This is a genomic window from Flavobacterium sp. (assembly GCF_032153895.1).
In the GTDB taxonomy this organism is placed as follows: domain Bacteria; phylum Bacteroidota; class Bacteroidia; order Flavobacteriales; family Flavobacteriaceae; genus Flavobacterium.
In genome coordinates this window covers 1-26,536 of record NZ_JALDYN010000029.1, presented here as the reverse complement: position 1 = coordinate 26,536, position 26,536 = coordinate 1, and the positions used below count along the sequence as shown (strand labels likewise).

17 protein-coding genes are annotated in these 26,536 nt (G+C 36.9%); 11 read left to right on the top strand and 6 right to left on the bottom strand.

Annotated features, from left to right (window positions below; all coding sequences use genetic code 11):
• Positions 1-320: 320 nt before the first annotated feature.
• Both RUH60_RS09575 and RUH60_RS09570 read right to left on the bottom strand, forming a co-directional pair.
• Complete coding sequence (locus RUH60_RS09575) at positions 321-1,007, bottom strand: SIMPL domain-containing protein (RefSeq protein WP_313807749.1); 687 nt, start codon at positions 1,005-1,007, stop codon at positions 321-323.
• A 49-nt stretch (positions 1,008-1,056) separates the two neighbouring features.
• Entirely contained in the window at positions 1,057-1,695 is a 639-nt protein-coding gene (locus RUH60_RS09570) for a rhomboid family intramembrane serine protease (RefSeq protein WP_313807748.1), read from the bottom strand.
• Positions 1,696-1,799: 104 nt separating this feature from the next.
• Here RUH60_RS09570 and RUH60_RS09565 point away from each other — a divergent pair, with 104 nt between their 5' ends.
• Positions 1,800-2,684, top strand: a complete 885-nt coding sequence (locus RUH60_RS09565; protein ID WP_313807746.1) for a lysophospholipid acyltransferase family protein — start codon at positions 1,800-1,802, stop codon at positions 2,682-2,684.
• A gap of 34 nt (positions 2,685-2,718) precedes the next feature.
• Here RUH60_RS09565 and RUH60_RS09560 read toward each other — a convergent pair whose 3' ends face one another.
• Positions 2,719-4,209 (bottom strand): aminotransferase class V-fold PLP-dependent enzyme, encoded by a 1,491-nt coding sequence (locus tag RUH60_RS09560; protein WP_313807744.1) that lies wholly within the window; start codon positions 4,207-4,209, stop codon positions 2,719-2,721.
• 172 nt (positions 4,210-4,381) lie between these two features.
• On the opposite strand from RUH60_RS09560, the gene RUH60_RS09555 reads away from it, so the two are divergent.
• A complete protein-coding gene (locus RUH60_RS09555) occupies positions 4,382-7,210 on the top strand; it encodes a T9SS type A sorting domain-containing protein (RefSeq protein WP_313807742.1) in 2,829 nt (942 codons plus the stop codon).
• Positions 7,211-7,270: 60 nt separating this feature from the next.
• On the opposite strand, the gene glmM is transcribed toward RUH60_RS09555, so the two are convergent.
• Complete coding sequence (gene glmM, locus RUH60_RS09550; protein ID WP_313807740.1) at positions 7,271-8,659, bottom strand: phosphoglucosamine mutase; 1,389 nt, start codon at positions 8,657-8,659, stop codon at positions 7,271-7,273.
• Between the two features lie 136 nt (positions 8,660-8,795).
• Between glmM and RUH60_RS09545 the strand changes: the two genes are divergently transcribed.
• The 5 genes from RUH60_RS09545 to RUH60_RS09525 all read left to right on the top strand — a co-directional run bounded on the left by RUH60_RS09545 (position 8,796) and on the right by RUH60_RS09525 (position 15,614).
• The gene (locus RUH60_RS09545) at positions 8,796-9,380 is read left to right on the top strand and encodes an ACP phosphodiesterase (protein ID WP_313807738.1); all 585 of its coding nucleotides are present in this window, start codon (positions 8,796-8,798) and stop codon (positions 9,378-9,380) included.
• Complete coding sequence (locus RUH60_RS09540) at positions 9,380-10,045, top strand: DNA alkylation repair protein (protein WP_313807736.1); 666 nt, start codon at positions 9,380-9,382, stop codon at positions 10,043-10,045. Before RUH60_RS09545 ends, RUH60_RS09540 begins: the two co-directional genes overlap by 1 nt.
• A gap of 72 nt (positions 10,046-10,117) precedes the next feature.
• Positions 10,118-11,938, top strand: coding sequence for a chloride channel protein (locus RUH60_RS09535; RefSeq protein WP_313807735.1), 1,821 nt, complete (start codon positions 10,118-10,120; stop codon positions 11,936-11,938).
• 87 nt (positions 11,939-12,025) lie between these two features.
• A complete protein-coding gene (gene uvrA / locus RUH60_RS09530; RefSeq protein WP_313807733.1) occupies positions 12,026-14,857 on the top strand; it encodes an excinuclease ABC subunit UvrA in 2,832 nt (943 codons plus the stop codon).
• A gap of 34 nt (positions 14,858-14,891) precedes the next feature.
• A complete protein-coding gene (locus RUH60_RS09525; RefSeq protein WP_409559658.1) occupies positions 14,892-15,614 on the top strand; it encodes a TIGR00730 family Rossman fold protein in 723 nt (240 codons plus the stop codon).
• 36 nt (positions 15,615-15,650) lie between these two features.
• On the opposite strand, the gene RUH60_RS09520 is transcribed toward RUH60_RS09525, so the two are convergent.
• Positions 15,651-17,636: an endonuclease gene (locus RUH60_RS09520; RefSeq protein ID WP_313807728.1), complete on the bottom strand. Its 1,986-nt coding sequence runs from the start codon at positions 17,634-17,636 to the stop codon at positions 15,651-15,653.
• A gap of 183 nt (positions 17,637-17,819) precedes the next feature.
• On the opposite strand from RUH60_RS09520, the gene RUH60_RS09515 reads away from it, so the two are divergent.
• From RUH60_RS09515 to RUH60_RS09500, 4 genes are all read left to right on the top strand, one after another.
• A complete protein-coding gene (locus RUH60_RS09515; RefSeq protein WP_313807726.1) occupies positions 17,820-20,657 on the top strand; it encodes an aminopeptidase in 2,838 nt (945 codons plus the stop codon).
• A gap of 192 nt (positions 20,658-20,849) precedes the next feature.
• Complete coding sequence (locus RUH60_RS09510) at positions 20,850-23,252, top strand: thiamine pyrophosphate-dependent enzyme (protein ID WP_313807724.1); 2,403 nt, start codon at positions 20,850-20,852, stop codon at positions 23,250-23,252.
• Positions 23,253-23,351: 99 nt separating this feature from the next.
• Positions 23,352-24,023, top strand: coding sequence for an FAD-binding oxidoreductase (locus RUH60_RS09505; RefSeq protein ID WP_313807721.1), 672 nt, complete (start codon positions 23,352-23,354; stop codon positions 24,021-24,023).
• Positions 24,024-24,086: 63 nt separating this feature from the next.
• On the top strand, positions 24,087-24,353 hold the full coding sequence (locus tag RUH60_RS09500) for a hypothetical protein (protein WP_313807719.1): 267 nt from the start codon (positions 24,087-24,089) through the stop codon (positions 24,351-24,353).
• Between the two features lie 66 nt (positions 24,354-24,419).
• On the opposite strand, the gene RUH60_RS09495 is transcribed toward RUH60_RS09500, so the two are convergent.
• Positions 24,420-26,536: MBG domain-containing protein (locus tag RUH60_RS09495; RefSeq protein WP_313807717.1), on the bottom strand; the 2,117-nt coding region annotated here is incomplete at its 5' end.

The window sequence follows — 26,536 nt, the reverse complement described above, 5'->3', positions numbered from 1 at the left end:
ATCTGCTGACTAAGTCTTCGCAGGTTCGAATCCTGCTCTCCCCACAAACAAAAAATCCTGGAACATGTTAAAAGTTTACTTTTATAAATGTTTTGGGATTTTTTGTTTGAGCAAGGTTTCCTTGTTCAGGATCACGAAGCAAAGCGTAGTAATCCTAATTCTATTAAATCAAGCACCAAGTTTTACTTGAGTGCTTTTTTTGTTTCGTTTAGTTTGAGTAAGGTTCACCTTACTCAGGATCACGAAGCGAAGCAGAGTAATCAATATAAAAAAAGCTCTTAACATCGTCAAGAGCTTTTCTATATAAAATAGTTGAATATCTATTCCAAAGCATAATTAATAGTCACATTCGCAGTAACCTCAATTTCACCAACCGCAAGCGTTTCTCTTGGCATACCAGCATCGCTTTCAACCTTCATAGAAGCGTACATCGGTCTTGGATAATAAGTCGCTGAATTGTCGGTTACCAAAATCGCTTTACCCATTTTTTGTCCTAAAGCTGCAGCATAATCGGACGCTTTGGTTTTTGCATTCTGAACAGCTTTTATACGCGCTTCCGATTCGTATTGCGCTACTTTAGATGATTTGAATTCCACACCGTGAATCATATTGGCTCCGGCATCAATCAATCCCATCATGATTGCGTCATATTTAGACAAATCTTTCAAAGTGATAGAAATAGTCTGTGAAGCCTGAAAATAATGTTTCTTCTTCTCATAATCGTAGTTTTTATACAAACTCACTTGTTTGGTCTGATAATCCGATGCGGGAAGTTTTGCTCCTTTTAAATATTTGATGATAGCATCCATGGCTACATCGTTTTTCTTTTTAACCTCAGCAGCATCATTACCTGTGTTTTCAACTCCTACACTGATAACGGCCTGATCTGGCGTTACTTTAATTTTTCCTTCTCCGGAAACTACAATTTGTGGTACAGTTTTCATTTCTTGAGCATTTGAAAATGTTGTCATGAATAAGGTTACGGCTATTAAAAATACTTTTTTCATATCTATAAATATTAAGTTATCAACTACAAATCAAAAGCGATGCCAAAAGTTACAGCTTTCCGGATTTTTCTAAAATAAAAAGCAAAACTATCGGAATGGCCAATAAAACAACCATCAAAGTGTTTTCGTAAAACATCGACGGAACCTGAGCTAATGTTATTACATAACCACCAATCGCACCTCCAAAATGCGCCGTGTGACCAATGTTATCCATTCGGGTTCGCATGCCGTAAATCGAATACAACAAATAGCCTATTCCAAATAAATATGCCGGAACCGGAATGATAAAATACAAACCTAAAGTCATGTCAGGCTGTAATAAAATAGCTGAATACAAAACGCCCGTAACTGCACCGGAAGCACCAATTGCCCGATAATAATACTCATCTTTATGAATGTACAACGACAGCATGCTTCCACATAAGAGACTTCCGAAATAAATAATCAGAAAATGTACAACGCCCAAATGAACTATTACAACCGGTGCAAAAAAATACAAGGTTAGCATATTGAAGATAAGATGTGTGAAATCGGCATGCAAAAAACCTGAAGTTATCATACGAATATGTTCGCCCGAACGAATGCTTCCGATATGGAATTCATATTTCCTGAAAAAGGCCTCATCTCGAAATCCTCTGTAGCTGAATAAAACTATTATTGCAATGAGAATTAATAAAACTGAATCCATAGTTAGAATTTTCTGACTGTAAATTTACCAATTGTTTCTGTATTGAATGTTAATTTAATGATTGAATAATCGCTTTAAAAAGTATATTTGTAAAAAAAAAGTCAATGCAGTTTCTGATTTATTTATTGATCTACCCTATTTTATGGCTGATTTCAATACTTCCTTTCCCAATCTTTTATTTTCTTTCGGATTGTATTTATCTGCTACTATATTATATCATTGGATATCGAAAAAAAACGGTTCGTAGTAATATTAAACTAGCGCTTCCACATTTGTCTGATAACGAAAGACTTCGTATCGAAAAGAAGTTCTACCGTCATATGTGTGACATATTTCTGGAGATGATAAAAACCATGAGTATTTCTGAAAATGAAATAAAAAAACGCTACAAATTCACCAATATCGAAATCTATCATGATTTAGAGAAAAAAGGGAAAAGCATTGCCTTGATGTGCGCTCATTACGCAAGTTACGAATGGGCTGTTTCTATGAATTATTATTTAAATTTCAAAGGATATGGGGTTTATAAAAAAATTGCAAATCCGTACTTTGATAAACTGGTCCATAAAATTCGTTCAAAATTTAGAGCTTATTTAATTACCACTAAAAAGACAAAAACGATTATTGAGCGTAATAATATCGATAAAATTTTAGGTGTCTACGGTTTAATTAGTGACCAAAGTCCAAGACTTCATAACAACGTTCACTGGCATACTTTTATGGGAATTGAAACTCCAATTCATGTAGGAGCCGAAATGCTGGCCAAACGATATGACATGAACGTTATCTTTCTTAAGACACGAAAAATAAAAAGGGGTTATTATGAAGGAACGTTTGAGTTAATGACCGAAGATGTAAACTCAGTTCCTAATTATGAAATTTCAGAAGATTTTATCAGAAGAGTTGAAAAACAAATCTATGAAGCTCCTGAATATTACCTATGGACACACAAACGTTGGAAACACAGTAGAGAAACAAAAACAACTTAAATAAAAAAGCTCAGTTTAAAACTGAGCTTTTCTTTTATAATTTAAACCAATTGGCCACCATTTCTTTTTCTTTATGCAGAGCATTCTTATGAAGAAATTCGTTAGAACATTTGTTGTATTCGTATTCCATAGCCCATTCTTTATGATTTTCGGCTAACGATTTGATACTGTTGCAAACGTATTCTATTTCTTCAGAAGTTGTTGTTGGGTGAATCGACATGCGAATCCATCCTGGTTTTTCGATTAAATCTCCGGCGGTAATTTTATCCGTTAAATAATGCGATTGCTCCTGATCTACGTGTAACAGATAATGCCCGTAGGTTCCAGCACAACTGCAACCGCCCCGCGTTTGAATTCCGAAACGGTCATTCAGTAATTTCACACCTAAATTAAAATGCAAATCATTGATATAAAACGAAATTACACCCAAACGATTTTCGTGCTGACCCGCTAAAATATTCAGATTCGGAATAGCTTTCAACTGACCGAAAACATAATCCAAAATTTCATGTTCACGCTTTAAGATGTTATCCACACCCATTTGCTCCTTCAACTGAATTGCCAAAGCCGTCTTGATTACCTGAAGAAAACCAGGCGTTCCACCATCTTCTCTTTCCTCAATATTATCTAAATATTTGTGCTTGCCCCAAGGGTTCGTCCAACTTACCGTTCCACCTCCCGGATGATCGGGCACCATATTTTTGTATAATTTTTTATTGAAAATAAGCACGCCCGAAGTACCAGGACCACCTAAAAATTTGTGCGGAGAAAAGAAAATCGCGTCCAAATAACCTTCAGGATTATCAGCAGGATGCATATCAATTTTGATGTAAGGCGCTGAACAGGCAAAATCCACAAAACATACACCGTTGTACTGATGTACTAACTTTGCCACTTCATGATACTGCGTTCTGATTCCTGTAACATTGGAACAACCTGTAATTGAAGCTATTTTCAAAGTTCTGTCTTTGTATTGTTCCAGCAACTCCTTGAAACTGTCCAAACAAATCAAACCTTGCTCGCAAGCCGGAATTACTTCCACTTTGGCAATGGTTTCTAACCAAGATGTCTGATTCGAATGATGCTCCATATGGGAAATGAAAACAACCGGTTTCTTTTCGTCCGGAACTTGTGTGTATTTCTGAAGATTTTCCGGTACTTTCAATCCTAAAATTCGCTGAAACTTATTCACGACACCCGTCATTCCCGAACCATCAACAATCAAAACATCGTCTTCATTACTGTTAACGTGTTTTTTAATGATATGACGCGCTTCATGGTACGCCATTGTCATTGCGGTTCCTGAAACTGTAGTTTCTGTATGGGTATTGGCCACAAACGGACCGAATTCATTCATCAGTTTTTCTTCAATAGGACGGTATAATCGCCCCGAAGCTGTCCAATCAGTATAAATGATTTTCTGCGTTCCGAACGGCGATTCAAACTCCTGATCGATTCCTATAATATTCTTTCTGAATTGCTGAAAATACTGTTCCAGTTGTGTGGTTTTTTCAGTTGTAATCATGTTATGTTGCATTTGCGGTCAAAGATACAGCTTTTTGGAAATTTGAATTAGTGATTAACTTGATTTTAAAGTCTTTCGTTAAATTTTAACAAAACTATGTTTTCTGCAAAATAGTATCAATATTTATTCGCAATAAAGAAATAATCCTACATTTGTGGCAAATATTTCAAAAATGAAACAATCTTACTTACTGTTACTTCTTATTTTTACTTTCGGTTATACTTCAAGTGCTCAAATTGGAAGTATTGATAATTCATTCAACACAAATGATGATGGTACTTACGAGCAAAATATCGGAATAAATAGTGTATTACTCGCAGATGGTAAATTATTAGCTGTGTATGAACATCCAACAGGAATAATGCCATATCGAAAAATTATTAGGCTAAACCCAAATGGAAGCATTGATCCTACTTTTAATTTCACAGATCAAGGTTCAATGACTGAAATTTTTGTGAAATCGGATGGCAAATTTATGGTGCCAATTGATTCTTACAACGACATTAGCGGAAACATGACTGTTAAGTGTTATAATGCAGATGGTTCCTTAAATACCGGTTTTTCATTTCCTGTATTTGAAAATATGAGTTCAGGAAGCCCCGACAATATTAGGATTATAGATGCCATCTATCAAAATGACGGGAAAATAATTATTGTGGGAGATTTCAACAAAGTCAACAATATTGCTTGTAATAATATTATAAGATTAAATAGCGATGGTAGTGTTGACACAACCTTCACGCAAGGAGTTTTCAACAGTTCTTACGGATATTGGATTAACACCATCGCAATGCAACCCGACGGAAAGTATATTGTAGCCGGAGAATTTCCTGTCGTTGCTACTAATTCAAATGCACGAATTGCTCGTCTTAATGCTAACGGAACTTTAGACACTTCCTTTAATGTTAATACTACTGGCTCTATGGATTATCCCATTAACGGTATTGATGGCTTTATAGAAAAAGTTGCTGTTCAAACGGACGGAAAAATTTTAATAGCTAACAGTGGAGGATTTCGTACGAATGGTATTATGACTACTTATGGTTTGATCCGATTAAACAGTAACGGAACCAGAGATACTGGCTTTACTCACCCAAATATTAATGGTGGTGTAATTGTTAGTGAATTTTGCATACAACCAGACGGAAAAATCTTATATTCAGCGCAAGATAAAATTAAAAGGGTTAACACCAATGGCAGCATTGATGCCAGTTTTAATTATACCAACCCAAGTTATGTTCCCTTCCCTTGCAGTCTTTATATGCAGAGTGGCAAAGTTATCATCAACGGAGATTACAACGAACCGAGTGGTTTAAGCCGAAAAGGTATCTACAGGTTAAATGCAAATGGCAGTTTAGACACAACCTTTAATCCATGCAGCGGTACGAATCTTTATTCATCTTCATTAAATGGTAATTCGTCGCCTAATCACAATTTAAAGGTTTTATCCGACGGTAGCTTTTTAATTATGGGAACTTTTACCTCATACAACGACAATGGTTTTAACCATATGTGTAAAATAAGTCCTAACGGAGCATTTGATTCAAGTTTTACGATAGATTCGCAAATTACATTTACATCATCATCAAGCTATGATCAAAATTCAAGTATCATCAGAGAACAAAATGACGGAAAAATATTGTTTACAAGTACACCAACTATAACAGCATCGATAAGCGGTGCGGAAAAAGAATTAGTACGAATTAATGCAAACGGTTCACTCGACACTTCTTTTACTCCGGTAGCAGGTAATGACATTATTGATTATGAAATTCAAAACGATGGGAAAATAATTGCTATTGGAACCGGCCCTCTTTTCATGCAGAGTTCCAAATACAAAGTTATTCGATTAAATACCGATGGTTCTTTAGATTCGTCCTTTACATCAATGCTTTTCGATTATAATCTTACTCATATCGAACTACAATCGGATATGAAAATCTTGGTTACACATCCTGTTTATTATCCAGCACCAACTTATGTTATGGTACCTGGATTACAAAGGCTTAACACGGATGGTACTTTAGACTCATCTTTTAATACCACACAAGGCAGAATCAACTACACCAAAATTCAGCCGGATGGTAAAATATTAATTTCATATTTCAACAATACAATCAATAAAACTTATTTAGGCAGATTGAATGCTGATGGAACGAATGATACTTCGTTTACTTTAAATTATGGACCGTACACCAGTGATTCATCACTTGCCTTCGATAATCTTTTTATAACATCACAGGGGAAAATAATTGTAAAAACTATTGGTACATATTTCAACGATTTACCTATTACTAATAAGTTCTATATCCTTAGTAGTAATGGTGTAGTCGAAAATTCATTTATTACTCTAACTGATTTTTCTAACGGCCAAAAAAACCTTTCTCAACAAAATTGTGATGATTTGCTTATAGACGGATCTTTTTCAACTTTTGAAGGGGTAAAGAAAAATAACATTGTTCGATATAACTTGTCAAACATTACAACTGTTAATACGCCAACAGGACAGACATACCAAAGCTTCACCAATGGGCAGACACTTTCTAACCTTGTTGTGAACGGACAAAACATCCAATGGTACAGCACTCAAAATTCATGTACAACAGCAAGTACTTCTAAAAATAGTACCGAAGTTACCATGGTTTTACCAGATTCAACGCCGCTTGTGAATGGTACAACTTATTATGCTTCTCAAACCATTAACAACATTGAAAGTACTTACAGACTACCTGTTACCGTACATTCAAACTTAAGTACAAATGAAGTAGAATTGGACAAATTAAGAATCTTCCCTAACCCTACTCACAGTACATTAACGGTAGCTAATGATTATACGATTGACAACATAGAAGTGTATAACCTGACTGGTCAAAAACTAATTACTAAAGGTTTTACTTCAAACAATGCTATCATTGATGTTTCTAGTCTTACTTCAGGCGTTTATATGCTAAAAGTATTCCGAGGTGAAGAGGTGAAATCAATTCAGTTTATAAAACAATAATGCCTTTTACAGATAATAAAAAGCCCCGTTTTGTACGGGGCTTTTTTTATTGGTTTTTAATTATATTCCTGCAATCTGGTTCAGCTCACTCACAAAACGTTCCGCTAAAACATCGGCTTCTTTTTGTGTGGGTGCTTCCGTGTAAATTCGGATGATTGGCTCGGTGTTGGATTTTCTTAAATGAACCCATTCTGTTGGAAAATCGATTTTCACTCCATCAATCGTTGAAAGGTTTTCAGAAGCATATTTTTCAGCTATTTGCTTCATCACAGCATCCACATCAATTTGAGGAGTTAGTTCAATTTTATTTTTGCTCATGAAATACTGCGGATAAGACGCTCTCATTTCAGCAACAGTTTGCGTTTGATTGGCCAAATGTGTCAAAAACAAAGCTACACCTACTAAAGCATCACGTCCGTAGTGAATTTCCGGGTAGATAATTCCACCATTGCCTTCACCACCAATAATCGCATTTGTCGCTTTCATCAATTCCACTACATTTACTTCACCTACGGCACTTGCTTGATAACTTCCGTTGTGTTTTTCAGTAATATCGCGTAAAGCTCTGGAAGAAGACATATTGGAAACCGTATTTCCAGGTGTTTTGCTTAACACATAATCAGCAACAGCAACTAAAGTATATTCTTCACCAAACATTTCGCCGTCGTTGGAAATGAAGGCTAATCGGTCTACATCGGGATCAACCACAATACCAAAATCAGCTTTTTCTTCCACAACTAATTTACAGATATCGCCTAAATGTTCTTTCAAAGGTTCTGGATTGTGAGGGAAATGACCGTTGGGTTCGCAGTACAATTCTACAACTTCAACACCCATTTGTTCCAATAATTTCGGAATGATGATTCCTCCGGATGAGTTCACGCCATCAACTACAACTTTGAATTTCCTTTTGGCAACCGCATCAGCATCAACCAAAGGTAAATTCAATACTTCATCAATGTGAATATCCATGTAAGCATCGTTTTCGGTAATCGTTCCTAAACTGTCTACATCGGAAAAATCGAAAGCTTCCGCTTCAGCAATTTCAAGGATTTTAGCACCATCGGCACCACTTAAAAATTCTCCTTTAGCATTTAATAATTTTAAGGCATTCCATTGTTTCGGATTGTGCGAAGCAGTCAAAATGATTCCACCATCGGCTTTTTCTAAAGGTACGGCTACTTCTACCGTTGGAGTTGTCGATAATCCTAAATCGATTACGTCAATTCCTAAACCGATTAAAGTATTTACCACCAAATTATGAATCATCGGCCCCGAAATACGCGCATCACGACCAATTACAACGGTTAATTTATCTTTCTGAATATTTTGTTTCAAGAATGTTCCGTAAGCTGAAGCAAATTTTACCGCATCAACCGGAGTAAGGTTATCGCCTACTTTTCCGCCAATGGTTCCGCGAATTCCTGAAATGGATTTTATTAATGTCATATTTTGAGTTATGAATTGTTAGTTATGAGTTACAAATATATGAAAGTGGCAAAGTAACAAAGTCGTAAGTGATAAAGTTTTTTTTAATCAACTCTGAAACTTTGTATCTTTGAAACTAAGCAACTCTAAAAAAAAAATGAACTTCCTAGCGCACATCTATCTTTCCGGTGAAAACGATTTGATTAAAATCGGGAATTTTATGGCGGACGGCATTCGCGGGCATGACTACGAACACTTTCCTATTGATGTGCAAAAAGGAATTTTATTGCATCGAGCTATTGACACTTTTACCGATGCGCATCCGGTTTTCAGACAGAGCAAACATCGGCTTCATGAAAAATACGGACATTATTCTGGTGTGATTATGGATATCATTTACGACCATTTTCTGGCGAAAAACTGGAAATCCTATTCTAATGAAAAACTGGAAGATTATGCTGCTCGTTTCTACAAATCGTTACAAGATAATTATGATTGGCTGACTCCAAAAACCAAAGGCATGATGCCCTATATGATTGGTCGAAACTGGCTAGTGACCTACGCTACGGTTGAAGGCATCGGAACTATCTTATTTCAGATGGATCATCGCACCAAAAACCGTTCAGGCATGCAAAACGCGGTTCAGGAATTAAAAGAATTTTATACCGAATTTGAAGAAGAATTTACCGCTTTCTTCGAAGAATTACGACTTCACGCTCAACAAAAACTAGCTATTTTATAATGGATTTCATTACCGAACTTGAACAGGTTTTTCATGAAAACGCTTCAACTGAAAGAGCTATTCCAATGGAAGCTTACATGAAAAACAATTTTCCTTTTCTGGGAATTAAAACCACGCCAAGACGAGCTATTTTCAAAGAAATCTGGAAGTTACACCATGAAGAAGTTAGCCTGAATTCTCGAGAAATCGCTTTAAAACTATACAAAAAGAAAGAACGGGAATTTCATTATTGCGCGATCGAAATTTTAATCAAAGAACTGAAGAAAAAATACCAAAAAGACGATATTCAACTTATCGAAACACTCATCATCACTCATTCTTGGTGGGATTCCGTTGATACAATTGCAAAATATCTTCTAGGTAATTATTTGGTTCAGTTTCCGGAAGAAATCTCAACTATTGCCAATCGTTTTTCAAATTCGGACAATATGTGGTTGAACCGTTCAGCAATTATTTTCCAATTAGATTATAAAGCTGAAACTGACTTTAAATTATTATCCGCAATCTGTAAAAAGCATAAAGATTCTAAGGAGTTTTTTATTCAAAAAGCCATTGGTTGGGCACTTCGGGATTATAGCAGATTCAACCCAAAAGGCATAACCGATTTCGTTACCAAAACCGATTTAAAACCACTCAGCAAAAGGGAAGCACTTCGAAATATCTAACGTTTTCCCTTTCCGTTTTTTAATTTTTGATGTATTTTAGCGTTTTCAAACCATTTCTTCGTTAAAAACAACATGCCTAACCGAAAACCTTCCAAACCCACTTTATTCTTCCACAGGAAACTAAAGAATTTAGAAGCGTTTTTATTCATGCTGAAATCAGTACTGAACAACAGACAATTTTTATACTTGTCTTGTATTTTAGTCAGTGTTTCTTCGGCTTTAGCAGTAATTGTTTTAAAAACATTTGCGCACTGGGTTTTCCGATTTGCAAATTATATTGACGGAATTCTACATCTTCCCTATTCCAATAGTTTATTACCAATTATCGGTATTTTACTGACCGTTTGGGTTATTAAAAAATTCTTAGACGGAAGCATCGAAAAAGGAACTTCACAAATCATGATTGCCGTGGCCAAAAAATCCGGAATCATGCCCCGAAAGCAAATGTATGCACAAATTATCACGAGTTCCTTAACCGTTGGTATGGGTGGTTCAGCCGGATTAGAGTCGCCAATTACGATTACCGGAGCAGCTTTCGGATCTAACTTCGCGCAAAAATATCGCTTAAATTATAAAGACAGAACTTTGTTGTTGGCTTGTGGGGTTGCCGCCGGAATTGCCGCAGCTTTTAACGCTCCTATTGCGGGAGTTTTGTTTGCGATTGAAGTTATTTTAGCCGATATGAGTGTTACCGCATTCATCCCGATTATGATTTCGGCAGCAACGGGTTCTTTGGTTGCTATCGTTTTGTTGAAAGAAGAAATCTTGCTGACTTTCAAAACTCAGCTTACCTTTGATTATCACAATATTCCCTACTATATTATTTTAGGAATTCTTGCCGGATTTGTGTCAGTTTATCACGCGAGAAATTTCAGGAAAGTGGAACATTATTTCGCTAAAATGAAATCTTCCTACTACCGAAAAGCCTTGTTTGGAGCGGGAATTTTAGCCATTTTAATTTTCTTCTTTCCAACATTATTTGGTGAAGGTTACGAAAGTATCAAAGCATTATCCTCAACAAATCCGGGTGTTTTACTTGAAAATACGGTTTTAGAAAGTCAAAAATCCAACGAATGGGTTTTACTGATTTTTATCGGAGCCACGATGATGATAAAATCGGTCGCAACAGGTTTAACGTTAGGAAGCGGCGGAAACGGCGGTAACTTTGCTCCTTCACTATTTGTGGGTTCTTATCTTGGCTTTTTTGTAGCAAAATTTTTCCAACTAACCGGAATCGATAAAGATTTACCAATTAGTAATTTTTCAGTGGTTGGAATGGCAGGATTATTAAGCGGATTGTTTCACGCGCCACTAACGGCAATCTTCTTAATTGCCGAAATTACTGGTGGTTATGGTTTATTTATTCCGTTGATGATTGTATCGTCGATTAGTTTCGCGATTTCCAAAAAAATGGAAGTTCATTCGATGGATATCAAAAATTTAGCCGATACAGGTACTGTTTTCACCAGCGACAAAGACAAAAATTTATTGTCATCCATTCAACTTTCCAAACATATCAAAACGGATTTTGCAACTGTTTCAGAAACTGCAAAACTTGAAAATGTAGCCGAATTACTTTCGCAAACCCAACAGAATATTTTTCCGGTTCTCAATGAAAAAGAAGAATTTACCGGAATTATTGATTTCAATAAAATAAGACCAATCATCTTCAACGCTTTTCAAATCAAGCATACACCACTAAAAGATGTAATCGAACAAACGGAAATCACCATTTGCTATGATGAAATCATGGAAACCGTCATGGAGAAATTTGAAAGTACCGATTCTGAAATTCTATTCGTTTTGAAAGACCAAAAATGTTTAGGTTATATTGAAAAAGTTGACATTTTAACCTCGTACCGAGAAAAACTGAAATCGCTTCGAATCGAGTAATAAATTCATTTTTCTTTACATCTTAAGTACTGAAAATTAGTCATAAAACTGTACCTTTGCGTTTTTGCACAACTACACGACTAATTTATGTTGAATTCAGAAGAAACTATTGAAGTTTTAGGCGCCCGCGCTCATAATCTCAAAAATATTGACGTAGTCATTCCGAGGGAAAAACTTGTTGTAATTACAGGGCTTTCCGGTTCGGGAAAATCGTCTTTGGCTTTCGATACCATTTATGCCGAAGGACAACGCCGATACATCGAAACCTTTTCAGCTTATGCCCGTCAGTTTTTAGGCGGATTGGAGCGTCCGGATGTGGATAAAATCGACGGACTTTCTCCAGTAATTGCCATTGAACAGAAAACTACAAGTAAAAGTCCACGTTCGACTGTTGGAACCATAACTGAAATTTACGATTTCCTTCGTTTATTGTTCGCCAGAGCCGGTGAAGCCTACAGTTACAACACTGGAGAAAAAATGGTTTCTTATTCTGATGAACAGATTAAGGAATTGATCTTTGAGCATTTCAACGGAAAACGCATCAATATTTTAGCTCCAATTATCCGTTCCCGTAAAGGACATTACCGCGAATTGTTCGAGCAGATTTCCAAACAAGGTTTCGTAAAAGTTCGTGTAGATGGCGAAATCCGGGATTTGGAATACGGGATGAAAGTCGATCGCTACAAAACACACGACATTGAAACTGTAATCGACCGCATGGCTATTGAAAAAACCGAAGATTTAGACAAACGTCTGTCTGAAAGTATCAAAACTGCAATGTATAACGGCGACGGCATCATGATGATTATCGAACAGGAAAGTCAGGAAGTGCGCTATTTCAGTAGAAATTTAATGTGTCCAACTTCCGGAATTTCCTATCCAAATCCGGAGCCGAATAACTTTTCGTTCAACTCACCAAAAGGCGCTTGCGAACATTGTAACGGCTTAGGAACGGTGAATGAAATCAACCTGAACAAAATTATCCCGAACCCGAAATTATCTATCAAACAAGGTGGTTTTGCGCCGCTTGGTGAACAAAAAAGTTCGTGGATTTTCAAACAGTTGGAAATTATCGGTGAAAAATTCGGATTCAAACTAACTGACTCCATTGATAGTATTCCTGCCGATGCGATGGATATGATTCTAAACGGCGGAAACGAGAAATTCTCGGTGGTTTCCAAAGTCATGGGCATCACGAAAGATTATAAAATCGATTTTGAAGGGATTTCGAATTTCATTAAAAACCAATACGAAGAAAGCGGATCGGCATCCATCAAACGCTGGGCGAAGGAATTCATGGATGAAATCGAATGTCAGGAATGTCATGGCACACGTCTGAAAAAAGAATCGTTATATTTCAAAATCAACGAAAAAAACATAGGCGAATTATCGTCGATGGACATTGATGAATTGTGCGACTGGTTCAGCGATTTAGACAACCATTTATCTGAAAAACAACAAGCTATTGCCATTGAAGTCGTTAAAGAAATCAAAGCAAGACTGAGTTTTTTAGTGGATGTCGGACTGAATTATTTGGCTTTAAACCGAAGTTCAAAATCACTTTCCGGTGGAGAGGCACAACGCATTCGTTTGGCAACCCAAATCGGATCGCAATTGGTTGGTGTACTTTATATTTTGGACGAACCAAGCATCGGATTACACCAACGCGACAACGAAAAACTGATTCATTCTTTGGAGCAATTGCGTGACATCGGAAATTCAGTAATTGTTGTTGAACACGACAAAGATATGATTGAACGCGCGGATTATGTGATTGATATCGGTCCGAAAGCAGGACGTTTTGGCGGTCAAATCATCAGCAAAGGAACTCCGAAAGAATTGCTGAAAGAAAATACGATTACCGCACAATACCTGAACGGAAAAATGGAAATTGCCATTCCAAAAAAACGTCGTGAAGGCAATGGAAATCTGTTAAAATTATCCGGAGCAACCGGAAATAATCTAAAAAATGTTTCCGTAGAATTTCCTTTAGGCAAACTGATTTGCGTTACCGGAGTTTCAGGTAGTGGAAAATCAACCTTGATAAACGAGACGCTCTACCCTATTTTAAACACGCACTTTTTCAACGCGGTAAAAAAACCGCAGCCATACAAGAAAATTGAAGGTTTAGAACATATCGACAAAGTAATCGATATCGATCAAAGCCCGATTGGACGTACACCTCGCTCGAATCCGGCAACTTATACCGATGTGTTTTCAGAAATCCGAACTTTGTTTACCCAAACACCTGAAGCGCAAATTCGCGGCTATAAACCTGGTCGTTTCAGTTTCAATGTTTCCGGCGGACGTTGTGAAACTTGCGAAGGTTCCGGAGTTCGTACGATTGAAATGAGCTTTTTACCCGATGTTTATGTGGAATGTGAAACCTGTCAGGGCAAACGTTTCAACCGTGAAACTTTGGAAATCCGTTACAAAGGAAAATCAATTTCAGATGTATTGGAAATGACTGTTGACGAAGCGGTTGATTTCTTTGAAAACATTCCGAAAATTTATCGAAAAGTGAAAACAATTCAAGATGTAGGATTAGGCTATATCACTCTTGGTCAACAAAGTACAACACTTTCCGGTGGTGAAGCGCAACGCATCAAATTGGCTACGGAATTATCCAAAAAAGATACCGGAAATACGTTTTATATTTTAGACGAACCTACAACCGGTTTGCATTTTGAAGACATACGCGTGCTGATGGAAGTCATCAATAAATTAGTCGATAAAGGCAATACCGTTTTAATCATCGAACACAATTTGGACGTTGTGAAACTAGCCGATTATATCATCGATATCGGTTACGAAGGCGGAAAAGGTGGCGGACAGCTAATTGCCAAAGGAACGCCAGAAGAAGTCATCAAAAATAAAAATAGCTACACCGCGCAGTTTTTGAAAAAAGAACTACATTAGCAGGCTATTTAATTTTTAACGAAGCGAAAAAATGATGAAAGAAGAATATTTAAGTGACGACGACAGAATTCAGGACAAATTCAACCAAAAAACCTGGAACGAAATAAGAACCAACGACTCATGGGCGATTTTTAAAATCATGTCTGAGTTTGTGAACGGTTATGAAACTATGGGACGAATTGGACCTTGTGTTTCAATTTTCGGTTCTGCACGAACAAAACCTGATAACAAATACTATTTATTAGCCGAAAAAATTGCCTATAAAATTTCTCAGGCCGGTTACGGAGTAATCACCGGAGGTGGTCCCGGAATTATGGAAGCCGGTAACAAAGGTGCCCATTTAGGCGGCGGAACTTCGGTTGGATTAAACATTGAATTACCATTTGAACAACATTTCAATCCATATATTGATAAGGACAAAAACTTAAATTTCGACTATTTCTTTGTACGCAAAGTAATGTTCGTAAAATATTCTCAAGGATTTGTAGTAATGCCAGGTGGTTTCGGAACTTTGGATGAATTATTCGAAGCGATTACGTTAATCCAAACCAAAAAAATTGGCAAATTCCCAATTATTTTAGTGGGAAGAGAATTCTGGAGTGGATTATTAGATTGGATAAAAACTGTAATTATCGATCAGGAGAAAAACGCCAATCCGGACGACATGAATCTTATTCGCGTAGTAGATACTGAAGACGAAGTGTTAGAAGCACTCGACAATTTCTACAAAAAATATAATCTTAGTCCTAACTTCTAAGAATAAAAAAGCTCCCGAATTGGGAGCTTTTCTTTTTTATTTTACAATCAGTTTTCGCGTTGTCGACTGATTTCCTGATGTGATCTTCACCATATACAAACCAGATTGCAAATCAAGGTTGATTGTTGTGTTTCCAACAAACTCAACAGCTTTTACTTTTTGCCCAGTCATGTTGTAAAACTCTGCAACTGCATCATTCTGAGCACCCGCAATGGTTATATTTCCAGAAGAAGGATTCGGATACAAAGCCAGTTTCAATTCTGCAAATTCTCCTGAACTTAAGGTTGCTGACCAAGGTTGACCTGCATTCGCGCCCCAAATATAATCGGCTAAATTCGGGTAATCTATAAACGGATTACGGTTCATCTGCCAAGTATAAATATAATTGTTGCGGTTCATTTCAAAATCATCTTTCGGATCAGTTGTGTTCCAAGTTAATAGCGTTGCTAAATCCCCAATATTTCCTGATGGAGTGGTACCATCAACCAAATATTCTGATGGGTCGCCATTTACCACATTCAAACCATTAAAACGAACTGCCATATAAAACAATGCTCTGGCAACATCACCTCGCCATGAACCTTGAGTTCCGGTCTGACCTGCATAAACAGTTCCTGAATTTACCGGTCCGTAATTTTTATTGTTTCTTGATGAATTTTCCTGACCGTTTTCTGCGCGGATATGATGTGCATCGGATACACCATCAACTGTACTGGAAGCACTTGTAGAATTCCAAACACCGATACCATCAGCAGAATCTCCCATTGCCACTTCAAATCCACCTCTTGATTGCGGAAATATATGTTCTCTGTTCCATTTTCCAACAATACTGCTACCATTTTGCTGATCCAATTTTGCCATTGGTTGCTCAATATACATACACCAAACCTGATTGGAATTTTCCGGATTTTGATCCGCAGTCCGTAAGATTTCCCAAATGTCAGCATAACTGTGCAAGCGAACAACAGATGGATTAGCGATAATATCCTGAACCGCTTGTTTTAACGTTGCACCGCTAAGCCCTTCCAAAGAACTATAATAACCTAAAGGTGCTGTACTGCTAACAATTCCATAAGTAGGGTTCAAAGGAGTTCCCCATGGTTGCACCTGATAATCATTATCATAAACACGTATAACTATATTGTCATTATTGGCAACATATCCGGTTGGCAGTGGCTGAAACTGAAACAACATTTCTTCATCGCCTTCATCTACAACATCATTGGTTAAAATTATTCCAGTTTGAGTAGTGGTTTGCCCGACAGGAATAGAAACTGTTAGCCCTCCAGAAAAATCTGACATGGTGAAATTACCATTATTCAATGTGAAATTCATAATCAGGGTTTCATTCTGAACCGGCTGACTTGTCGTGAACGTAATATTGAAACTATCGCCTTCATTATAAGAAGCTTGTGTAAAACCAACTGTTACATAATTTATCGGAATACCGGAACCGTCGTTGTTTGCTCCCGGTGTTGGCAGTTTAACTTCATAAGTACCATCATTTTTCCGTTGAATTGACTGAGTATCCTTTAATGAATTAATATTTTCATTCACAAACTCTGTTATTCCCAGAGCCGTCATTAAAGCTGTTGGTTGAGTAGCAGTTGTACCATATGCAATAGCATGAATCAACCCTGTTGGTGTAGCGGTGGTATTGTTGGGGAAGTCTGAAGCATTCCCAGAATAAATTGCAACGGCATCAGGACCATTCTGCAATAATGAATTAGCAAAATTGATAGCAGGAGATGGAGTCACACCAGTATTTCCAATTAGAATATTACCATTAATATCAGTTGAATAACCATCTAAATCTAAAGCATAATAACTCAAATTATTTGCTCCGTTATAAAATACCAAGGCATATCCATTTAGGGAAAAATTAGCAGTTGCCGACTTTATTTCAACGAATTCGAAAGTATCTGTAGATGTATTATCAGAATCTACCTCATTGATTACAAGTTGGCCAAAAGTTACATTACAATAAAATGCAACAAATAGAAATAGTAGTTTTTTTATCATTGTTTTTTGAAATTGGGGGAACTAAGTTACATATAAGTTATTCATTTTCACTATACCTGAGCTATTATTTAATAAACTCAACGCTTTGTTAAGAAAAGATTTACAGTATTGAAACTTTTACATAAAAAAACAGTAGCAACCCATTTTTATATATATTTACGAATTGGAAATAGTTTGCCGTTCATGCGAAAAAAATCAGCGCTTTTTATAAAAATTACCTTTGTTCTTTTTCTCACTTTTTTGGTTGAGACATTGATTGCACAAAACCGTTCGGCTATTCAGGCTACATTTGATGCAAATACCAAAAAAATACAAGTTCGACAAGAGATTAATTTTGTAAACAATTCTTCTGTTGTTTTAAAAGAAATTGTGTTAAACGATTGGAACAATGCCTATTCTGATAAAAATTCAGCTTTGGGAAAACGTTTTTCTGACGAATTCGTCCGCATTTTTCACTTGGCAAAAGAGGATGATCGCGGTTATACCAAAATTCTTTCTATTAATAATCAAGTTGGCGATAGTTTGCCTTTTGTCCGAACAGAAAATCAATCGGATTTACTTACAATTCAATTGCAAAAAGAACTTTTACCAAACGAGTCTGTTAGCATACAATTAAACTATGAAGTCAAAATTCCAAATGACCGATTTACTCGTTATGGCTTTAGAAACGACGATTCCTTTATACTGAAAAATTGGTTTTTAACACCTTCGCGATTAGAAGCGTCTGGTTTTATTAAAAATAGTAATGAAAATCTAGATGATATTGCTAATTCAGAATTTGATTATCAAATAAATTTCACTTTAGATTCAAAATATCAGCTTTTCACAGATTTAAATGTACTTGATAAAGTTGAATCAGATATAACAAAAACTTATTCCTTAAATGGAAAGAACCGAACCGATTTCGACATTTCCATCGAACCACAACCTACTTTCTACAGCTACAAAAACAACAAAATTGAAGTTGTTACTAATTTAAAAGACAAGCGTTTAGACGAAATTCAAAGAGCTTTGATTATTGACAAAGTAACGCAATATGTTGCTGAAGAATTCGGAGCGCCTTCACAGGAAAAAATTCTGATTTCACAAACCGATTATGACCGAAATCCTTTTTACGGACTGAATCAGTTACCGGCTTTTATCAGCCCGTTTCCGGATAGTTTTCTGTATGAAATCAAGTTTCTAAAAGTTTATTTGGATAAATATCTCAAAACCAGTCTTCAGTTAAACCCGAGAAAAGACACCTGGGTTTACGATGGTTTGCAGTCCTATTTGACTATGAAATACATTCGTGACAATTATCCTGATATGAAAATGATGGGCAATTTATCGGACTGGAAACTTTTAAAAGGTTACAATCTTTTCAAAGCCGATTTCAATCATCAATTCAGTTATGTTTATCTGTTGATGGCGCGAAAAAATTTAGATCAGGCTATTGGTGATGATAAAAATACGTTCATCAAATTCAATGAGCAAATCGCTGGAAAATACCGTGCCGGAATGAGTTTAAACTACTTAGACGATTACTTAGGCAGCGGGATTGTAACAGCTTCTATCAATGAATTTATCGCTTTGAATCAGAAACAACAAACTGATGAATCCGATTTCGAGAAAATCATTAAAAACAAAACTTCAAAAGAGGTTGACTGGTTTTTCCGAACAGTTGTAGAAACACGTGATTTAATCGATTTTAAAATTAAAGACGTAGAAGAAACACCTGAAAATTATCAGATTACCATCAAAAACAAAACCCAAACCAATGTTCCGGTTTCACTTTACGGAATTAAAGATGATAAAGTTGTTTTTAAAGAATGGGTTTCCAACATTGCAAAAGATTCGACTGTAACAGTTCCTAAAGTTGATGTCGACCATTTCGTATTGAATTACAACAACGAAATTCCTGAATACAACTCGCGGAATAACTGGAAAGCGTTGAAAAGTTTCTTGGGTAACAACCGTCCATATAAATTCACTTTTGTGAAAGATTTGGAAGATTCAAAAGTGAACCAGATTTTCTTCGTTCCGGAGTTCTCGTACAATTTATATGATGGTGTTTCGCCCGGATTAAGTTTCCACAATAAATCCTTACTCGATAAACCGTTTATTTTTGATGTTACACCAATTTATTCTTCCAAAACCAAAGAACTCATTGGAGGAGCATTTTTCACTGTAAATCAAAACGTTCGTGAAGATCGTTTGTATAACATTCGCTATATGTTAGCTGCAAACACGTATCATTATGCACCAAATGCAGCTTACAGCAAGATTGTTCCGGCCATTAGCTTTCGTTTCCGAGATTTAGATTACCGCGCCAACAAGAAAGAATTTGTTACGGTAAGACACGTTTTTGTCAATCGGGAGGAATCGTCTTTTGCTACAAAAAATGATGAAAATTATTCTGTTTTCAATTTACGTCATTCTATTGTGGATTCTGAAATCACCCATTTTTACAATGTTTCCACTGACGTTCAAGTTGCCAGTAATTTTGGAAAACTATCCGGAGAAATTCAATTCAGAAGACTTTTTGACAACAACCGACAAATCAACTTCCGATTTTTTGCCGGAGCTTTTATGTACCGAAGCACCAATTCGGAATTTTTCAGCTTCGGATTAGACCGTCCAACCGATTACTTATTTGACTACGGTTTATTAGGCCGTTCCGAAAGTACCGGTTTGTTCAGCCAACAATACATAATGGCGGAAGGTGGTTTTAAATCGAAATTTGAAAATCGCTTTGCCAACCAATGGATGACAACTGTAAACGCCAGTTTCAACATCTGGAATTGGGTTGAAATTTATGGTGATGCGGGCTTGATGAAAAGTGAAGCAATTGCCACCGAATTCGTTTACGACAGCGGAATCCGCCTCAATTTAGTTCCCGATTATTTCGAATTGTACTTCCCTGTTTACTCCAAAAACGGTTGGGAAATTGCACAGGACAATTATGATGAAAAAATCAGATTTGTAATCACAATTAGTCCGAAAACTCTTATTTCTTTATTTACCAGAAAATGGTTTTAAGCCGAATTAAAATTATTTTTCAACTTCAAATCATGATTTATTCACATCAAAAAAGGTAAATTCGTGAAAAATAATTAATTAGATTTAGGAATTCTATTGAAAATTTGTCAAAAATGAAATTATTGATAATTCAAGACGTTGCTTTGTATTGTCTAAATTGTTAAATTTGTCACATAACACATTATTCAGACTATGAACCAAACTGCCACTAAGGAAGCTTTATCATTCGAAGATTTCAAAACTGAAGTCATCAACGATTATAAAATTGCAATCGTAAGCCGTGAATGTAGTCTTTTGGGCCGTCGCGAAGTACTTACCGGAAAAGCCAAGTTCGGAATTTTCGGTGACGGAAAAGAAGTACCGCAATTAGCAATGGCGAAAGCTTTTAGAAACGGAGATTTCCGCTCAGGGTATTACCGCGACCAAACCTTTATGATGGCAATTGGACAGATGACAATTCAACAGTTTTTTGCCGGTTTATATGGTCATACTGATTTGAATCATGATCCGATGAGTGCCGGACGTCAGATGGGTGGTCACTTTGCAACCCACTCTCTAGACGAAAACGGCAACTGGAAAAACTTAACGCAACAGAAAAACTCAAGTGCAGACATCTCTCCTACTGCCGGGCAAATGCCACGTTTGTTAGGATTGGCTCAGGCTTCCAAAATTTATAGAAACGTAAGCGGTATCAACCAAACTAACTTCTCTGAAAAAGGAAATGAAGTGGCTTGGGGAACTATCGGAAATGCTTCCACTTCAGAAGGTTTATTCTTTGAAACTATCAATGCTGCCGGGGTTTTGCAAGTTCCGATGGTGATGAGTGTTTGGGATGACGAATACGGAATTTCGGTACACGCCCGTTATCAAACCACTAAAGAGGATATTTCCGAAATTCTAAAAGGTTTTCAGCGCGATGAAGACAATAAAGGTTACGAAATCTTAGATGTGAAAGGTTGGGATTATCCAGCATTAGTGGAAACCTATCAAAAAGCTTCTAAAATTGCCCGTGAAGAACACGTTCCGGTATTGATTCACGTTTATGAATTGACGCAACCGCAAGGACACTCTACATCAGGTTCTCATGAGCGTTACAAAAATGCAGACCGTTTGGCTTGGGAAGCAGAATTCGACTGTTTGGCACAAATGCGCAAATGGTTAATTGAAAACAATATTTTAACTGCTGAAGAAATCGAAGCGATTGATACGCAAACTAAAAAAGATGTTTTAGAAGGCAAAAAAGCCGCTTGGAATGCTTTCGTTGAACCCATTAAAGCGGAACAACAAGAATTAGTTGCAGTTTTAAATTCGATTGCTGCTTCTAGCGAGAACAAAGTTTTCATTGAAAAATACGCTAACGATTTGGCATCTTTGAAAGAACCAATCCGCAAAGATATTATCACAACTGCTCGTAAAGTTTTGCGTTTAATCGTAAAAGAAAACAGCAGAACTCAATTAGCTACTTGGATTACAGCCTATACTGAAAAGATTCAGCCGAAATTCAGTTCCCATTTATTTTCACAATCGGATAAAAATGTGTCTTCGGTAAAAGAAGTTCTTCCAATGTATGATGAAACATCAGAAGAAACCGATGCGCGTCTGATTTTGAGAAATAACTTCGATGCGATTTTCGAAAAATATCCTGAAACCTTAATTTTTGGAGAAGATTCCGGTAACATCGGTGACGTGAACCAAGGTTTAGAAGGTATGCAGGAAAAATACGGAGAATTCCGTGTGGCCGATGCTGGTATCCGTGAAGCAACGATTTTAGGACAAGGAATTGGTATGGCAATGCGTGGTTTACGTCCGATTGCTGAAATTCAGTACTTAGACTATTTGTTGTATGCGATTCAAATTATGAGTGATGATTTGGCAACCTTACAATACAGAACTGCCGGTCGTCAAAAAGCACCGTTAATCATCAGAACACGCGGTCACCGTTTGGAAGGAATCTGGCATTCGGGTTCACCAATGGGAATGATTATCAATGCGATTCGCGGTATTCACGTTTTGGTTCCTAGAAATATGACTAAAGCGGCAGGATTCTACAATACATTGTTAGAAACTGACGAACCAGCATTATTAGTGGAATGTTTGAACGGATATCGTTTAAAAGAAAAAATGCCGACTAACTTGGGTGAGTTCAAAACGCCAATCGGTGTGGTGGAAACCATCAAACAAGGTGCCGATATTACTTTAGTTTCTTACGGTTCAACATTACGTTTGGTGGAACAAGCTGCAAAAGAATTATTGGAAGTTGGAATTGATGCCGAAATCATTGATATTCAGTCATTATTACCGTTCGATATTAACCATGATATTGTAAAATCATTGGCAAAAACCAATCGTCTGTTGGTCATTGATGAAGACGTTCCGGGTGGAGCATCGGCGTTCATTTTACAACAGATTATCGACGAACAAAAAGGATACAAATATTTAGACAGCAATCCGGAAACTTTAGCTGCCAAAGCACACAGACCAGCTTACGGAACGGATGGTGATTACTTCTCAAAACCTTCAGTTGAAGATATTTTCGAGAAAGTATATGCGATGATGCATGAAGTAAATCCTGCGAAATACCCTAACTTATACTAATTTTAAGTTAATTATAATTCTAAGCCGGGCAATGCTCGGCTTTTTTGTTTTGGTTGTTGAAAACATTCACTAAATTTATGTTTTACTAATACTTTTGAAATGAAAAACGCGCATATCGTTAAAGTTTTACAATCGCAATTTGTTACGCACGACGTAAAATCCATAAAAGTCGAACGTCCGGAAAATTATGAATTCATTCCCGGGCAAGCTACGGAATTGTCCATCAACAAGCGTAATTGGAAAACCAAAAAACGTCCGTTTACTTTCACGAGTTTAGTCGATTCTAATTACCTTGAATTCATGGTGAAAATCTATCGAAATCGAGAAGGCGTTACCAACGAATTAGGGAAAATAAATGCCGGTGACGAACTAATTCTTCATGACGTTTTTGGCGCGATTAGTTATAAAGGACCTGGTGTTTTTATTGCGGCCGGATCGGGAATTACACCCTTTTTATCTATTTTCAGAGAATTGTACAAACGCAATAGAATCAAAGGAAACCGATTGATTTATGTAAATAAAACTTCGGAAGATGTGATTATGGGTCAAGAACTCTTTCACATGCTGAAAAATGATTTCGTCAATGTGTACACGCGTGAAAATGTAATCGGCTTTCAGGGAAAAAGAATCGACCGAAACTTTCTGATTGAAAACATCGTCGATTTCAGTCAGAATTTTTATGTGTGCGGACCGGAAGATTTTGTCAAAACGGTTACCAAACATCTAATCGATTTAGGCGCTGAACCCGAAACCATAATTTTCGACGAGTAATTTTTCGTATCAATTTGTAAAATTTTTAATATATTTATAATCAACCTATTAAAATTTTAAGTTATGAAAAAGACGATTTTATTCTCTGGACTTTTAGCTTTAACGCTTTTAGCCTCATGTAAAAAAGAAGAAAAAACAACCGAAGAAACCCAAATCACTGTAGAAGCAGCAGAAGAAGTAGCGCCTGAAGCTACAGCAGACACTGTTGCTCAAGACGGAACATCTGTTAGTGTTGGCGCAGACGGTGTTAGCATAGAAAGTAAAGACGGTGATAAAAAAGTAGAAGTTGACGCTAATAAAGACGGTGCTTCAGTTGAAGTAAAAAAATAATAATATCCCATAAATAAAAAAGCTCCGTAATAATACTACGGAGCTTTTTACTTTATAAAAATTTATTTATTCTTTCGCTAATCGTATTGTTTTAGAATTATCTCCTTGTGATACATTCGCCAGATAAACACCGCGAGGTAAATCTTCACCAAAAGTAATTGAATGTAAATCGATTGGTTTAATTTGTTTCACACGTCTTCCGGAAAGGTCAAACACTTCAATCAGAACATTATCTTCTGAACCATTTTCAATTTCTAGATTGAATAGTGAATTACTAGGATTCGGATACACTTTTACAGTAAAATCACCTTGGAGAACTCTAACACCATTAGGATCTAAGCAATTTGAAGTACATTTTCCTAGGAAATCACCATGTGCTAAATGCGCTGCAACTGCATTATCATCCACACAAATTACGTGACATGGGTTTTTAGAATTACCCGTTTTATGACAAATACTAACTTTTGCCTTACCACTATTTCCAGAAAAACATCTTGCATCTTCAGCCAAAACAGTTGTTGAACAAGTTGTAACACATCCATTAGAATCCGTTATCGTAGCTGTAAACGTCGCGTCATCCATTAAAGTAACATTTAAAGCATATCCAGCAACAGAATTTATATTAAATGCAGACGTTGATACTGGTAACATTGACGGAGTACCACTTGCCGGACAGCTTACATTAACACTTGAAGCAGTATTTCCTCCTGGCGTCCAAACTTCATCTCCGGAAGCATTGACAACATTACATTTTAATGGTCTGTTCATTGTTATGGAAACTTTATAAGGACCAACTCCTCCAGATGGTTTAACCGTAATCGTTGACGTTTGATCTCCAGGGTAACCAAAATACAAAACACTATTTGAATTTGTACATAAAGCCGATAAAGCTTGTGGTTCCCCGATTACTTGAGTGCCAAGATTCATTTCGCAAGATTGATGAACTGCATCTCGCATAGAAACTACATATGTATTTGCAGATAAGCCACCAAAACTAGGGCTGGATTGCCACGCATCTGAATTCAACCTAAACTCATATGAACCAGACCCACCTGTTGGATTTAACACAGTGATTGTACCGTTTGCTCCTCCGTTACACGTTACGTTGATTTTACTTATCTGTGCATTTAAAATTCCTGGCTCGGTAATGGTTTGATTTCCTAAAACAGCTGAAAAAATGGTTCGCACTGGATCTCTCATTTCCACACTATAAATACCAGGTGTTAAATTTGTAAATAACATACCTGACTGCCAAGCACCTGTATTTAGTCTGTATTCATAAATTCCTAAACCACCTGTTGGATTTGTAATTGTAATTGTACCATCATTGACACCATTACAGGTAATGTCTGTTTTTGCAACGGTTGCACTCATTGGTGGTGGCATAATAATAGTTAAATCTGCTCCTACAAATGAAATCAAGTAATTATTTGATACTTGAAGAGTTCCGATATTGATTGGATAATTACCCGCACTTTCACCAGAAGTTCTCGATAAAACACCACTAATTGAGTTACCTGCCAACAAAGCTTCGCTTAATTGATAAGTAAACTCAGGGTCTAAATCTCCAAATATTTTCGACTGTGCATCAGCTGTAACTGTAACTGATTTTTTATTAATCACGATGCTTGCTGTACCTGATACATTATTGTAATTCGTACCGCCACTGAAAGTCCAGTTAGCCACGCCACCCGGAACATCCGTGAAGCTCATGCCTAAATCCAAGCCGGAGCTTAAATCTTCGCTCATCACACCACTGGCTGAACCTGTCGCACCGTGGGCTGCTCCGTCATAAACGCCGGTATAACCATTAACTACAATCATTGCATTGGCTTTACTGATATCGATGTTGACAGAACCACTATCGTCGTTGTAATTCGTACCGCCACTGAAAGTCCAATTGGCTACGCCGCCCGGAACATCCGTGAAGCTCATGCCTAAATCCAAGCCGGAGCTTAAATCTTCACTCATCACGCCACTGGCAGAACCTGTCGCTCCGTGAGCTGTTCCGTCGTAAACACCGCTATAACCGTTGACTACAATGGTTGCATTGGCTTTGCTGATATCGATGTTGACAGAACCGCTATCGTCGTTGTAATTCGTACCGCCACTGAAAGTCCAGTTAGCCACGCCGCCCGGAACATCCGTGAAGCTCATGCCTAAATCCAAGCCGGAGCTTAAAT